The 13,573-nt window shown below is 43.3% G+C and carries 14 protein-coding genes; 7 read left to right on the top strand and 7 right to left on the bottom strand.

Going from position 1 to position 13,573, the window contains the following annotated elements; translation table 11 throughout:
- Nucleotides 1-245: 245 nt before the first annotated feature.
- Nucleotides 246-1,859, bottom strand: coding sequence for a long-chain fatty acid--CoA ligase (locus tag AAEO50_RS05715; RefSeq protein ID WP_341981424.1), 1,614 nt, complete (start codon nucleotides 1,857-1,859; stop codon nucleotides 246-248).
- A gap of 361 nt (nucleotides 1,860-2,220) precedes the next feature.
- On the opposite strand from AAEO50_RS05715, the gene AAEO50_RS05720 reads away from it, so the two are divergent.
- Nucleotides 2,221-2,553 (top strand): hypothetical protein, encoded by a 333-nt coding sequence (locus AAEO50_RS05720; protein ID WP_341981426.1) that lies wholly within the window; start codon nucleotides 2,221-2,223, stop codon nucleotides 2,551-2,553.
- A 28-nt stretch (nucleotides 2,554-2,581) separates the two neighbouring features.
- Here AAEO50_RS05720 and AAEO50_RS05725 read toward each other — a convergent pair whose 3' ends face one another.
- The 4 genes from AAEO50_RS05725 to AAEO50_RS05740 all read right to left on the bottom strand — a co-directional run bounded on the left by AAEO50_RS05725 (nucleotide 2,582) and on the right by AAEO50_RS05740 (nucleotide 6,875).
- Nucleotides 2,582-4,078: a coproporphyrinogen III oxidase gene (locus tag AAEO50_RS05725; RefSeq protein ID WP_341981428.1), complete on the bottom strand. Its 1,497-nt coding sequence runs from the start codon at nucleotides 4,076-4,078 to the stop codon at nucleotides 2,582-2,584.
- A 144-nt stretch (nucleotides 4,079-4,222) separates the two neighbouring features.
- Nucleotides 4,223-5,092, bottom strand: a complete 870-nt coding sequence (locus tag AAEO50_RS05730) for an HAD-IIB family hydrolase (RefSeq protein ID WP_341981429.1) — start codon at nucleotides 5,090-5,092, stop codon at nucleotides 4,223-4,225.
- A 150-nt stretch (nucleotides 5,093-5,242) separates the two neighbouring features.
- On the bottom strand, nucleotides 5,243-5,596 hold the full coding sequence (locus AAEO50_RS05735; RefSeq protein ID WP_341981431.1) for a YlbF family regulator: 354 nt from the start codon (nucleotides 5,594-5,596) through the stop codon (nucleotides 5,243-5,245).
- Nucleotides 5,597-5,705: 109 nt separating this feature from the next.
- Nucleotides 5,706-6,875, bottom strand: a complete 1,170-nt coding sequence (locus AAEO50_RS05740) for a DUF445 domain-containing protein (protein ID WP_341981433.1) — start codon at nucleotides 6,873-6,875, stop codon at nucleotides 5,706-5,708.
- Nucleotides 6,876-6,968: 93 nt separating this feature from the next.
- Between AAEO50_RS05740 and AAEO50_RS05745 the strand changes: the two genes are divergently transcribed.
- Genes AAEO50_RS05745 through AAEO50_RS05760 form a run of 4 tightly spaced genes read left to right on the top strand, consistent with a single transcriptional unit; the run spans nucleotide 6,969 to nucleotide 11,969 of the window.
- A complete protein-coding gene (locus tag AAEO50_RS05745; protein ID WP_341981436.1) occupies nucleotides 6,969-8,306 on the top strand; it encodes a YheC/YheD family protein in 1,338 nt (445 codons plus the stop codon).
- A gap of 1 nt (nucleotide 8,307) precedes the next feature.
- Entirely contained in the window at nucleotides 8,308-9,399 is a 1,092-nt protein-coding gene (locus tag AAEO50_RS05750; protein WP_341981438.1) for a YheC/YheD family protein, read from the top strand.
- A complete protein-coding gene (locus AAEO50_RS05755; RefSeq protein ID WP_341981440.1) occupies nucleotides 9,400-10,773 on the top strand; it encodes a YheC/YheD family protein in 1,374 nt (457 codons plus the stop codon).
- A complete protein-coding gene (locus AAEO50_RS05760) occupies nucleotides 10,770-11,969 on the top strand; it encodes a YheC/YheD family protein (protein WP_341981441.1) in 1,200 nt (399 codons plus the stop codon). Before AAEO50_RS05755 ends, AAEO50_RS05760 begins: the two co-directional genes overlap by 4 nt.
- Before the next feature lie 22 nt (nucleotides 11,970-11,991).
- Here AAEO50_RS05760 and AAEO50_RS05765 read toward each other — a convergent pair whose 3' ends face one another.
- Complete coding sequence (locus AAEO50_RS05765) at nucleotides 11,992-12,390, bottom strand: ferritin-like domain-containing protein (RefSeq protein ID WP_341981442.1); 399 nt, start codon at nucleotides 12,388-12,390, stop codon at nucleotides 11,992-11,994.
- A 125-nt stretch (nucleotides 12,391-12,515) separates the two neighbouring features.
- Between AAEO50_RS05765 and AAEO50_RS05770 the strand changes: the two genes are divergently transcribed.
- Nucleotides 12,516-12,725, top strand: a complete 210-nt coding sequence (locus AAEO50_RS05770) for a YheE family protein (RefSeq protein ID WP_341981627.1) — start codon at nucleotides 12,516-12,518, stop codon at nucleotides 12,723-12,725.
- Between the two features lie 188 nt (nucleotides 12,726-12,913).
- Nucleotides 12,914-13,108, top strand: a complete 195-nt coding sequence (locus AAEO50_RS05775; RefSeq protein WP_341981445.1) for a hypothetical protein — start codon at nucleotides 12,914-12,916, stop codon at nucleotides 13,106-13,108.
- A gap of 111 nt (nucleotides 13,109-13,219) precedes the next feature.
- Here the strand turns inward: AAEO50_RS05775 and AAEO50_RS05780 are convergent, their stop codons facing one another.
- Entirely contained in the window at nucleotides 13,220-13,480 is a 261-nt protein-coding gene (locus AAEO50_RS05780; protein WP_341981447.1) for a metal-sensitive transcriptional regulator, read from the bottom strand.
- Between the last annotated feature and the right edge of the window lie 93 nt (nucleotides 13,481-13,573).

Raw genomic sequence — 13,573 nt, forward strand, 5'->3', positions numbered from 1 at the left:
CTTTGCTCAGAGGCGGGTGGCATAAGGCGAATCGGCCACGAAGGCGTTCTTTGCCTTCTTGGTCGGTTTGACTTATGACATGTGCCTCTAAGCCCTGCAGCTGGACTGGTCTCACATCAGTCACTTCTCCCGCAGGAGTCTTCGTCTTGCACTCCAATCATCAGCTAGAACCACCGAAAATCTTAAATAGTTTCTGTAACCAATTGAAAAGAGGTCAGCCTCGTAATAGGTTGACCTCTCTGGAGTCAAAGCTGTTTGATTTTGTCTTGCACTTGATCACGCAGCGTCCTTTTTAAGAATTTGCCTACGGATGTTTTCGGGATTTCTTTCATGAATATGACTTCGTCCGGGATCCACCACTTGGCGAACTGCGGCTTCAGGAAGTCGAGTATTTCATCTTTTGTCACTTTCCCGCGCGAGGATTCTTTTAACACGACACAGGCAACCGGGCGTTCCTGCCATTCTTCATGGGGTACGGCGACCACTGCGGCTTCAAAGATATCTTCATGGGCCATAAGAGCATTTTCAAGATCGACTGATGAAATCCATTCCCCGCCGGATTTAATCAAATCCTTCGTTCTGTCCACAATCTTGATATAGCCTTCTTCATCGATTGTCACAACATCACCTGTATAGAGCCAACCGTCACGGAAGGCATCCTGACTGCGTTCATCCTGGTAATACTCTGAGGCAATCCATGGGCCCCTGAGCGTCAATTCTCCCATTTCCTTACCGTCCCATGCCACTTCCCCGTCTTTACCGATGATCTTCATTTCCAATCCTGGAACAAGGAGGCCCTGTTTCGCTTTCAAATCAAGTTTTTCTTCACTTGACATGTCATCGTGATAGCTCTTTGAAGCAGCGATGACAGCAAGGGGGCTTGTTTCTGTCATCCCGTAGGCATGCATGAACTTGATACCGAACTTTTCTTCAAATGCTTTAATCATCCCCCTAGGGGCAGCAGAACCTCCGCACAGTACAGAACGCAGGCTTGAAAGATCATATGAATTCTGTTCCATTTCATTCAACAGCCCCAGCCAAATGGTTGGAACACCCGCCGTGATGGTCACTTTCTCATCCTGCATCAAACGCGCGAGAATTCCCGGAGTGAAATACGGACCCGGCAGCACTTGTGTCGTACCAAACCATACAGAGGCAAATGGCAGTCCCCACGCATTCACATGGAACATCGGCACTACCGGGAGAGCAACGTCCCTTTCACAGACTCCCGTAGTATCAGCAAGACCAAGCGCCATCGCGTGAAGCACGATTCCACGATGAGAGTAGACGACCCCTTTTGGATTTCCGGTTGTTGCAGAAGTGTAACACATCCCTGCAGGAGAGTTTTCATCCAGATCTGTTCTGAATGAAAAAGTTGGATCTCCTTTTTCCAATAATTCTTCATAGTGATATACATTTTCTAATGATGTATCCGGCAGGTCCCCATCTGTCATAACGATGAAGGCTTCGACACCTGGAATGCTGTCTTTAATCTTATCGACCAGCGGCAGTATATCAGAGTCTATGAGGAGCACTTTATCCCCGGCATGGTTGATAATGTAGCTGATATGCTGTGGAGATAGCCGGATATTGATTGTATGGAGAACGGCTCCGCTGCACGGGATCGCGAAATAGGCTTCAAGGTGGCGGTGATGGTTCCAGGCGAGTGTACCGACCTTGTCCCCTTCTCCCACACCCAATGAACTCAAGGCACTTGCAAGCCTTCTCGTCCGCTCGCCCCACTGTTTGTACGTGAAGCGATGAATCCCCGACTCCGTGCGGGAAACAATCTCTTTCTTCGGAAAATATTTTTCAGCTCTTTCAATCATTTGGGTTAAAAGCAGAGGTGTTTGCATCATATTCTATCTCTCCCCTCGAATAGTAAACGCTTTCATTTTGTATCTATAGTTAGTATTCTCTTTTTCTCTGATTTCTCCTTTAAGTTTATTGAAAATTTACACTACTTAAGGTTACACTAAAAGAACTGGTGAAAAAGACGTCACTTTAAACACCCCTGTTGATTTCCCTGCAAAACTTCGCTTTCCGCGGGCGGTTGGTAAGCCTCCTCGTCGCTCCTGCGGGGTCTCACCTAACACGCTTCTCCCGCAGGAGTCTTCGTCTTGCACTCCAATCAACAGCTGGAACGAGCTTAGACAACAAGCTTCACTAGTGTCACAAAGAAAGGAATTTATTATGAGTCTCTCTTCTAAGTATCATTTTATGTGGGTTGTAGTGGTCGGAATCGTGACGTCCATTTTGTGGGGTGTTCATTTTTCTTCCTCTCCTGCTGTTTTCATTCTTATGCTGATTGCATGGATCGGCACAGCCATTTATATGCCAAGTACAGGTACAAAGCTTCCGGTATTGCGAAAATTCAAGATTGATGTTTTTTGGATGCTTCTTGCTTTGTGTGTCAGCTACCTCTTTATAGCAATACCGAATCCTGCCCCATATCAAACAGTCGACCGCTCTACTTTTTTCATTCTCCTGATTTTGGCCGTTTGTTGGAAAATTTGGCGTGGACTCCGGGAGATTAAAAAAAGCAGTTCATGAGACGGACGCTCATGAACTGCTTTTTTTGTTATGAAAATAATCCGTCGAGAATTTTGATTTTCTTCTCTGTGTATTCTTTGAACCCAAGATTGTATGCGCTCGGTTCTTTCGGATTTGCGAAATGGGTGATCTTGCCCGTCTTTGGGTCGATGAATTTACTTGCAGCACCGCATCCGATGCCGATAATTGTCTGAACTTCTTCCATGATCATGATGTTGTAGATACTGTCTTGCCCGGGTAGTGCGTATCCGACATTTTCGAGGTTGCCCAGGATATTTTTCTGGCGATAGAGGTAGTATGGCTCATAGCCGTGCTCGCTTGTCCATTCCTCGGCCAGAGTCATCATCCGTTCGATTTCAAGCCTGTCGGCTACTTTATACTTTTCTTTATTCTTGGTCATTTCGGATGCCCGTTTAAAAGATAATGTATGGACAGTCAAAGATTCCGGCATTAGTTTTTCCGTTTCATCCAACGAATGCTGAAGCTCAGGAAGTTCTTCATTCGGCAGGCCGATAATCAGATCCATGTTGATATTATTCATTCCCATCTGACGCGCAAGATGAAACTTATCAATGGTTTCTTCGACTGTATGATGACGCCCGATGGCCTTCAGGGTTTCCTGTGTATAGGATTGAGGATTGATGGATATCCGGTCAATATTCCATTTATTCAAAACCTCGAGCTTCTCCACAGAGATCGTATCCGGCCGGCCGGCTTCCACCGTCACTTCCCTGACCTTATCAACACCGGGGAAGGATCGGTACATCTCTTCATAAAGCGCATCCATTTCCTCTGCCGTAATCGAAGTCGGCGTGCCTCCTCCATAATAAATGGTCGTGATTTTGACCCCTTTTTCCTTCATCCAGCGGCCCATCTCCTGTATTTCATAATGAAGTCCTGCAAGGAAGGAATCAACACGGCCTTGTTTTCCTAGAATCGCATACGCCGGAAATGTACAGTAGGCACATTTCGTCGGACAGAAAGGAATTCCAATATAAATGCTGACCTCATTTTGCACCTCATAGAGATCTGGGACGACGGATAACTGCCGGTCTACAATGTTCTGCATGAGCTGTATTTTCTCTTCTGAAATCAGATACTCTTCCTTCAGCTTCGCATGAACTTCTTGTTTCGGTGTTCCAAGCTGGTTCTGTTTGTGAATGAGCTTAGTCGGACGAATCCCCGTGAGTATCCCCCATTTTTGTCTGATTCCAGTCAAATCCTGAAGTACATTGAGATAGACATGGGACAACGCAGTCTTCAGCTGACGGAATCGTTCCTTCTCCGTTTCATACGGAAGCCAGTCCCGTGAATACTCTGATTCCAGCTCTTTCTGACTCGAAGGATCCACTAAACTAGCTCTCGCTTCAATTCGTTCATCTGCTTTTATATCTATATGAACCTTCAATTCAAACTCTTCACAATCCGTAAAATGAATCGTCGTCTCTTCAAAAAATAAATTCGCTATCAATCGCAGCGGCCGTTCGAAACGATCGTCTTCCACTCCTGTTATTAAAACTTTCACGTTTGTAATCACCTTTCAATAAAACTAACTTTTATTAGTGTACAGAAAGGGATGAAAATGGTCAATGAGCGGCGGGGTTGTATGGATATTGTCAAAAATCAAAAAAACCGCACCCTCTACAACGAGAAGGTGCGGGGTTACACGTTATGATTTAATCACGTTCATTTTTTTCAGGAACGGAATCGGGTGCTGCTTTCTAAAGAGCTCCATGATGAAATAAGGGAGACCTTTAAGATCCTGGCTTCTTGTTATCCAGTCTGCATGTGCCTTAACCTCCGGAGGTGCCTCACCCATCGCGACACCCAGCCCGCAGCATCTGATGGCATCGACGTCATCAATTCCCGCACCGACCATGACTATCTGATCCTTTTTGATTCCAAGTCTCTCTGACAAATACATGAGACCCCGGAGCTTAGAAACCCCTTTAGGAACAATATCGAGGGTATGATCTGAGGTTGGAATCGCATCCACCTCTTCATACATTCCTTTTAAGGCGGCAACGATATCCCATACATCCTCCCTATGCTCCAGAAGCACAGAGATTTTCGGAACGGCCAGCGGATTTTCCAGCAGATGTTCGCTTACCACGTTTACGTATTGCTTGCTGTATAAAAAGCGGGAATCCCGTTCCCATGATAAAGTAGATGTCAGTTTTGACTGATTACTGGCTTTCCCGACAATACTCTGTTTTTCATGAGACAGCTGAACCTGGCTTGAGAATCCCTCCAGGAACTGCGTGATTTCATACGTAATATTTTCAGCGATTTTTCTGACATATAGAGGCCGATCACGTTCAGCTGCGATATACGAACCGCCATGGGTGATGATTGGTCCTTCGATCTTAAGGGCTTTTGCAACCTTTCTGGCAGAAGCAAAGTTTCTGCTTGTTACAAGAGTGACGTGCACCCCTTTATTTTGAACGTACTCAATCGCTTCCTTTGTTTCCTTTGCAATTTTTCCGTTTTCGTTTACTACAGAGCCATCGATATTAAGAGCCATCATTCTATAAATCATTGGTGTCCCCCCTAAATGTTGTCTACTTCCTTTCTATACTTTTATGAAGCGAAGTAGACAAATATGACAAGGGGGGAGGATTTGGGGTCAACCCTCAAAAAATAAAAAAGGTACCCGGATCATATCCGGATACCTTTTTTGCCACTGAAACTATTTCTGCATAGAACCGTATAGTTCTTCAAGCGGCTTCATGATAACTTTATTCAAGTCATTGATCACCATGCTCATGCGCTGTTCAGCTTCCATAAGCTTAGCGATTTTTTCGTGCTGCTGCACAAGTTGTGCAGTTTTTTGAGCTTGTTCCACTTCTTCTTGAGAGATTTCCTCACCGCTCATTTGTTTTTGTTGAAGCGTCATTTGAATGTTTCTGAAGTTTTCAAACATCTTGCTTGCTGATTCATCGTTGTTTACTTCGTCATACATTCTTTTCAGTTCTAAGAATTCGTCGCTTTGTCTAAGCGCACTTTCCAGTTCGTTTGCTTGATCGTATAAATTAATAGCCAAAATACGTACCTCCTAATATTTTTCACTCTTTGTTTCCCCCACAACTATAACAAACTATGAAGCAGAATTCTAGGAAGTTCCCTTATACGGTATCAGCCTTACCCTCAACCTAAGTGAATACCATGACAAATATACTTTGGATCAGCCCGATGACTCCTCCGAGCAGGGCCCCGAGGTAGGTGATCATCTTGAATTCCCGCCGTGAAATTCCAAGGACCAATTCTTCAAGCCTTGCTACCGAAAATGATTCGACTTGCTCCTGAACGATTTTCTGTAAATGAAGCTTCGTCATCAGATTAGGAATCTTGTTCGCAAGAAGGATCGTTCCTTTTCCCACCCACTTAGGAAGCAAGGTTTCCGTGAACGAATGCTGATGTGGAGACAGCCAGTGAGATAATGATTTGGAAAGGTGACCATCAATGTTTACGATTTTGATTAATGATATATGGAGCTGTGACATCATATCTTCTTCCGGCAGTTTATCGATTACGTCTTCGATTTTCATGAGCTTAAGCTTCGCCCATTCTTTCCTCAGCAGGTTGTGAAGAATTTCCTGGGTGCCTTCATGCTTGATGAATTTGACAATTTCCGGCTGTACCTTATCAGCAACAGACGTGTTGCCGAGGAACATTCCAAGAAAATTGCCGAGCGTGCCCCGTTCTTTTAGAAAATCATCGATCATGACCTTCACTTTCGCTTTTCCTTCCGGACTGGTAAAGTAGCTCTCAGCCCGCCCTGCAATCAGATCGACCAGCTGCGGAATCGCCGCTTCGATTTTTTCCTGCCACTTTTCAGGCAAAGCTTCTTCAATACGCTTTGCACTGTATTCCAATTTTGCACGTGAGACTTTCTCTTCAATCCAATCTTTCAACCACTGATTCAACACTTCGGATGAAACAGGTATTTGCAGCAGCTCCAGCCATTCATTGACCGTTTTTTCAGAATTGAAAACGGGTTCGGTTTCTTCTTTAAGCCACTGGGTGACATCTCTTTGAAATTCTTCATTCATGATTTTCTTCTGAAGACTTTCAGGGGTGATTAAATGATCCACCACCATATTGCCGAGCTGCTCAGCCAGTTCCTTCCTCCGTTTCGGTATGAGTCCCGGTGTGAAAGGTACTTTGAATCTTCCAATATAGTAAGCCTTATAAGGCCTGAATAACATCTTGATAGCGAGTGTATTGGTTACGCCGCCTATAAGGGCGCCAATCACTACCATAAACACAATGAGCACGAAAGCATTCAGCATAATGGCACCTTCCTTTTCTGCTTTGAACATTTTGCCTATCTTTACATACAATGCTATATAAACATTAGCCCAATAAACAATTATAAAGTTAACTCATCCCCATATGCAAACGAGGAATGTCCAATGATGTATAAATGCTCTTTCATCAGTTTTCAGAATCCTGGCGATATCAATGAATTGATCTTACCCCAACCCCTCTATCATAAATTTGATTTAACGGGGCAAGTGAGCCTGAAAGCCGGAGCTTCTTCCCTTAATGTCAGCTGTTCTCCTTCCAGCGCCGGAAACTCTCAAATCACACTGAAGAGCAGGGACCCGGTCTTCACCTCCATACCTAAGATTGAAAATGTCCTTCTGGAAATAGACCATGATCAAAATCTCATCTCCATTGGGCCTATAACCGCTTTATTGATTGATCACTGTGACGAGGATAAATTGAATACACACTCTTTAATGGAATATTTTACAGAGTGCCAGCGTTGGTTTCAACAAAAAGGGGGGCTTTTTTATCTGCTTCCGGTCACCTCATTATTAAAAAATGAGTGGGTAGGTTTCGTGTTCGATCAAAATAGCTGGCAGAAGAGGGCTGTTCCTCTTCCTCATGTTATTTACAATCGCAGTCATTCCCGTAAAATCGAAAAACACCGACTTTATGAATCCGCCTTGAAAAGGATGGAAGATCTCTCCGTCCATTTATTTAATTCTTCCTTTCTTTCTAAGGATCTCGTCTATTCTCATTTAAGGAATTGTTCACAGCTTAGGCCACATTTACCCGAAACGGTGCAGGGAATCGATCAAGTGGATGAAATGCTGGCTATTTATAAAGATATCTTTGTAAAAGGAGTCAATGGCAGTAAAGGACGTTATATACTACGCATCCAAAAGAGGGAAAAGGATATTCTCGTCTATCAAAATTCCTTTTCTCCTAAACGTACTCTCACTTTCCAAACTTATTCATCACTCTACAGACAGCTTCAATCCTGGTGCCATTCTTCACCTTATATCGTTCAGCAGACAATCCCTTTCATGACGGTAAAGGAGCAGCCGATTGACTTCCGCTTTTTATGTCATAAAAACCATAAAGGGAATTGGACGGTGACTTCAGCAGTAGCCCGGATCGCTTCTGAAAAGCAATTTGTAGCCAATATCGATCAGGGAGGACGAATCGAATCCCCCCTTTCAATTCTTACGTCACTTTTCCCTGATGGAGACAGTCGCCTTATATTCACAAACATGAAGGCATTATCACTGTCAGCTTCTTCTTTCCTGGCACAGAATCTCGAAGGGCATTACGCCGAGTTTGGTATTGATATCGGGGTCGACTCAGCCGGTAAACCCTGGGTCATCGAAATCAACTCCAAACCCTCCAAAAGGACATTTATTGATAATGAACGTGTCAGGCCTTCAGTAAAGTCCCTTTACGAATACACCATCAACATTTGGAATCAGAAGGAGGATTAGCATGAATTTTTCGTTGGGAATCATGACGCTGAATCCTGATCCATCACAGCCATATTTTAATGAAATAGCAAGACATTCCGTCTCCTATCCAATCGATTTGCATCTATTTTCACCTAAAGACATCTCTCAGACTAACGAAACGGTCGAAGGGTTAATATTCAATGGAAAAAGCGGTAATTGGGAAAAAGAGACCTTTGACATTCCTGTTTATATTTATGACCGGACCTTCTATGATAAAAGCTTTCAATCCAGACAAGCGAAGGCTGTCGTCCATTGGCTGAAAAACCTGCCGCATATTCAATTCCTAGGATACGGACTTCCAAATAAATGGCATCTGTATGAAAAATTAATAGACTCCCCTCTTTCATCCTACATTCCGGAAACGTTCTTACTGAAAAATCACTTTCACTTATTTAACTTACTAATCAAGCATAAAGATATCATTATAAAACCAGTGGATGGAGCCCATGGATTCGCTGTTTATCATTTAAATCTCTCAAAGAGTGAAGTGACGGTCCGGACAACCAAAAATCAACAAATCCTAAAACAATCGTTCCCTTTGAAAAGCTCCTTTTTGAAGTGGAGCGAGAGACTGCTTGAACAGTACACCTTCATTGCGCAGAAAAGAATTCATAACAGAACGGATGGTGATACACCTTTTGATATTAGAATTCTGATGAATAAGAATAAAAACGGAGAATGGCGGGAATTTCAGCGGGCGGTCCGCGAAGGGTCAGAAGGTGGAATATTAACAAACATAAGCAGAGGAGGATCCTACTTTTCGCAAGATGATTGGGAACGCCGGCACCCTAAAGCAGATTGGACGTTCATTAAGAATGAATTGAATGATATCTTGGCTGGACTGCCTCATGTACTTGAACAGTATTTTTCTCCGTTATTCGAGCTTGGGATCGATGTCATCCTTGACCGCGACAGCTCACTGTGGATTTTAGATATCAATTCGAAGCCCGGGCATAAGATTGTCGAGGCTTTGGGAATTGAAAAGCTGGATGCATTACATCAGTCCCCTCTGGATTATTGTGAACACCTAAACTCACGAGCTCTTCCATTCTTAAGCCGAGGTGATTTTTAGATGTTAAAAACGTATAAAATAGAACAATTTCAAGCAAAAGAATACATCCTATATCTTCCTTCCCGCTGGAAACAGGAAAAATCCGATTTCCCCGGAACTGCTGTGCTCGGAACCAAAAGGCAGGCAGTCATTTGCAAAAGGCATCCGAATGGCAGGAATGTAATCGGCATCAGCTCTGCACTGGCCAAGAGCCTTAATCTCCCAGTGAAGGTGACCTCTCTATCTCTTTTTATGAAAGACGATTGTATCTACCTCGGAGTTTTAATCGGTATTTTCACTTCCGGCTTCACGAACTTCAAACTAAGCCCAGTCGGAGAAAGATCCTATTTCTTCAGGAAGCTATTATCCGTACAGTCTTCTTTAGGTGTCATACCATTCGTCTTTGGGGAACAGCATATCGACTGGGAAAACGGGCTCGTGAAAGGTTATTTTCATTTTGGGGAAGGGTGGGAAATTGAAACCGTCCCCTTTCCAAATGTTATTTATGACAGGCTTCCGAACAGGCGAAGTGAAAAAAGAAAAACGTACAAAGAAATCAAAGATAGACTTCAAAGGCAATATGGGATTCCATGGTATAATCCCGGATTCTTTAATAAACTTGATTTGTTTGAACGACTGGAATCAGATGAAACAGTCAATCATTATCTTCCTGAGACACACTCCTTTCAATCGTTTGAAGAGATTGAAAGGATGCTTTCCCTTTATAAGCACGTCTATCTAAAACCAAAAAACGGAAGCTTGGGTAATGGAATCCACAAACTTACTTTTGACCGCCAGTCACAGGACTATTATTGCCGCTACCGTGATACAGAAGGAAAAAACCGCCTGGTCAGATTCGCTTCACTCGAACGGCTGATGAATTCGGTTTTTAGAAACCGGAGCCTGGATTCATTTCTTGTCCAGCAGGGAATTTCACTTCTAAACGAAGACAGCCGGCCGATAGACTTCCGCATCCATACGAATAAAGACGAAGAAGGCAGCTGGCATGTAAGTGCAATCGCAGGAAAGGTAGCCGGAATCGGAAGCGTCACCTCACACGCCAATAATGGCGGAGTCGTAAAAAGTCTGGCAGAGCTGTTTCCTGACGCCTCTAAAGAAACCGAAGTGAAACATTCACTTGAAGAAGCTGCATTAAAGCTTTCCCATGCGATTGAATGCAACATGGAAGGATATATCGGAGAAATCGGCTTTGATCTGGGGATAGATGAAGACGGCCGGGTCTGGATGTTCGAAGCAAATTCCAAACCGGGAAGGGCCATCTTTTCCCACCCCCATTTAAGAAGTTTTGACATATTGACGAGGAAACTCGCTTTATCATTCGGAGTCTTCCTATCTCGACAAGCCCTTCAGCACCCCGAGGAAATGATGCCATGAACATTTTATACGATGTGTCCAGAAAGATTTTTTTTCACAGGGAGGAATCCCTCACTGCCGTTCCATTTGCTAGGGATTCTTTCCTCCTTTCTTCTAAGGGAACAGAAGATGCTTACACCTTTAACATCCAGTCCGATGAAAAACGTCTGTCTGTCCCGCTTATCGGCATCGTTGCAAGCAAAGTTCAAAATAAGTATAAAGGTAATTTTGAACTATTCCGTTCCATACAGGAGGATATCGGTGAACAGGGGGGCATGTGCTTTGTGTTTTCCCCCGACGATGCCGCCGGGGATACCATTCATGGAATCATCTTCAACGAACACGTAAAAAAGTGGGTGAAGTGTGACTTCCCGATTCCCAACGTAATCTATAACCGAATTCCATCATGGGCAGCAGAACAAAATATCGAATATACGCAATTCAAACAGTTCATAAAGACACACCATATTCCATATTTCAATCCCCACTTTTTTAATAAATGGGAAGTTCACCAAATACTTTCACAATGCAGCGAACTGAAGGATTATTTACCCTCAACGGCTCTTGTAGAGGATGAAGCAGGCTTCACGAACTTTCTAGAACGGCATAAAAAAATCTATGTCAAACCATCTTTTGCTTCACAGGGCAGAGGCATCAGGCTGATCGAAATGGAAGCAAACGGCACCATCATATGTAAGAGTATTAAGAAAATCGAAAAGTTCACGTCCCTTTCGCGGTTTCTTTATTCCTATCAGGAATGGTTTCACGGTGACCAGAACCTTATCATGCAGAAGGCGATTCCCTGTAAGACCCTGAATGATCACCGGTATGATTTTCGGATCCTGGTCCTGCATTCCGGCGAAGATTTCAAGCTAATGGGGGTCGGCGTACGAATTTCACATCGCCAGGAAGTGACTACCCACGTCCCTGCAGGGGGTAAAATCATTTCACTTAAGGAGGTCGCAACAGCTCAGACAAAGAAAGAAATACTGCCGATTGTGAAGTCATGCGGCAGAGAGCTGGAAAGGGCTTTCGGTTATATAGGAGAATTCTCCGTTGATCTTGCCCCGAGGGAAGAAGGAGGATTTGTCCTTTTTGAAGTCAATTCAAAACCGATGACATTCGACGAAGAGGATATTGAAATGAAGAGGCGATGGCAGCTTGTCCGTACATTCCTGACACTTTCCCAACAACAAAAAAAGGTTGACCGCTTGTAAGGGACCAAGCTCAACCTTTCTATTATCTTAAGGAATTATATATCGTGGAAAAGCGTGTAGAGTGCTCCATCTCATCGGTCATCGCAATGAACAAGGGATTATAGGCCTGCTGATTCGGCATCTCCAATAACATATCCCTGTAGAACTCTGCCGCCTCCAATTCATCCTTCAGAGCACGCAGAACCCCCTCTTTGAACGTGGTATATTCAATCTTTTCTTTCTTATGCTCATAGTACTCCCCTGTATATAAATAATGAAGATACTGAAACATCTCATAATGTTCCTTCTCATCCTTCTTGGCATGCTCAATGAATTCGACGTATAACGGATTATTCGTCCTGCTCTGCAAATCTTTATAGAAATAATAGGCTGTCCACTCATCACTGATCGCTTTTTCCAAATCACGAATAAACGAATTCATGCTTTGTCCCTCCTCAGGTCTCTTCACTAAATTCTATTAAACAAAAAAGAAAATTATGATTAGGTAAAAGGAATTTCTACACAGCGGATGATGAAACGTTTACAATGGGAGTTGAGGTGATTAATTTGATACAGCACTTTCAATACAAAAGTATGTATGAAAACACAGAACTGCCGGGTTGGACTTTTTCTTTCTACTGCAGCGGATTAAAATACGAAGGAAATTACCACAAAAACGGAACCATCGAATGGACAAACCATGTTCCTCCTGCAGACAAAGAAGAAGACCTGAAAAAACAATTGCATGAACTTATGTTGTTTCATGTTTACGAATAGTAAAGTTGAGTAGGTTTGATCAGAGGCGAAGCATGATATGAAGGGGACAAAGAAGCTTGGTCGGTTTAACAAACCTTATTTGTTCAATAACCCTCCTGCTCCCAATTCAAACCTCTCACAATAAAAATCTGGATAGATGAATGAACCGAAGCCTCTTTTCGAAAACTAATCACAGGAGGCTGATAAGAATGGCGAAAGATAAAAAAGACTATCAATTTCTTCCTGATACCAATTTTGAAGGAAGAGGCAGTTTGTTCCTTGATGTCGACAGATTTATTAACGAAGGCATGTCAGGCGGGTCTGTTCATATGAGAGATGATTCAACGAATATCGGTGAAGCGACTCTCATCACGGATCACGAGGAACCGCCAGCTCATTCTTGATCAACTTCAATTTGGGGACCTGTTCCTTAACAGGTCCCCCTCAAAGTCACCATGTCTATAATGGAAATCCGCACATAATAAAAAGCTGCCCAACGGCAGCTTTCATCAATTTTATCGGCTTTTGACCAACATGTTAACGGCTTCCTTGATTGCATCTTCTGCTTTTCCGCCTTCAAGTTCTGATTCACGGATACAGGCTTCAAGGTTTTTTGCAACGATTAAACCGATTGTCCGGTCAACTGCCGTGCGTACAGCCGATAGCTGAGTAACGACGTCCTTGCAGTGTTTTTCTTCTTCCATCATTTTCAGGACTCCACGGACTTGTCCTTCCAAGCGCTTCAATCGATTTGTTACTTCTTTATTATATTCCATAATTGGACACCCCATAATGAATTATTCCTTACCTCATAGTATTAGAATTAGGAAGAATTTGCAATGCAGGACACTTTGATTCGCTAAATATTT

Origin of the sequence: Rossellomorea oryzaecorticis, from assembly GCF_038405515.1 — a bacterium.
Taxonomy (GTDB): domain Bacteria; phylum Bacillota; class Bacilli; order Bacillales; family Bacillaceae_B; genus Rossellomorea; species Rossellomorea oryzaecorticis_A.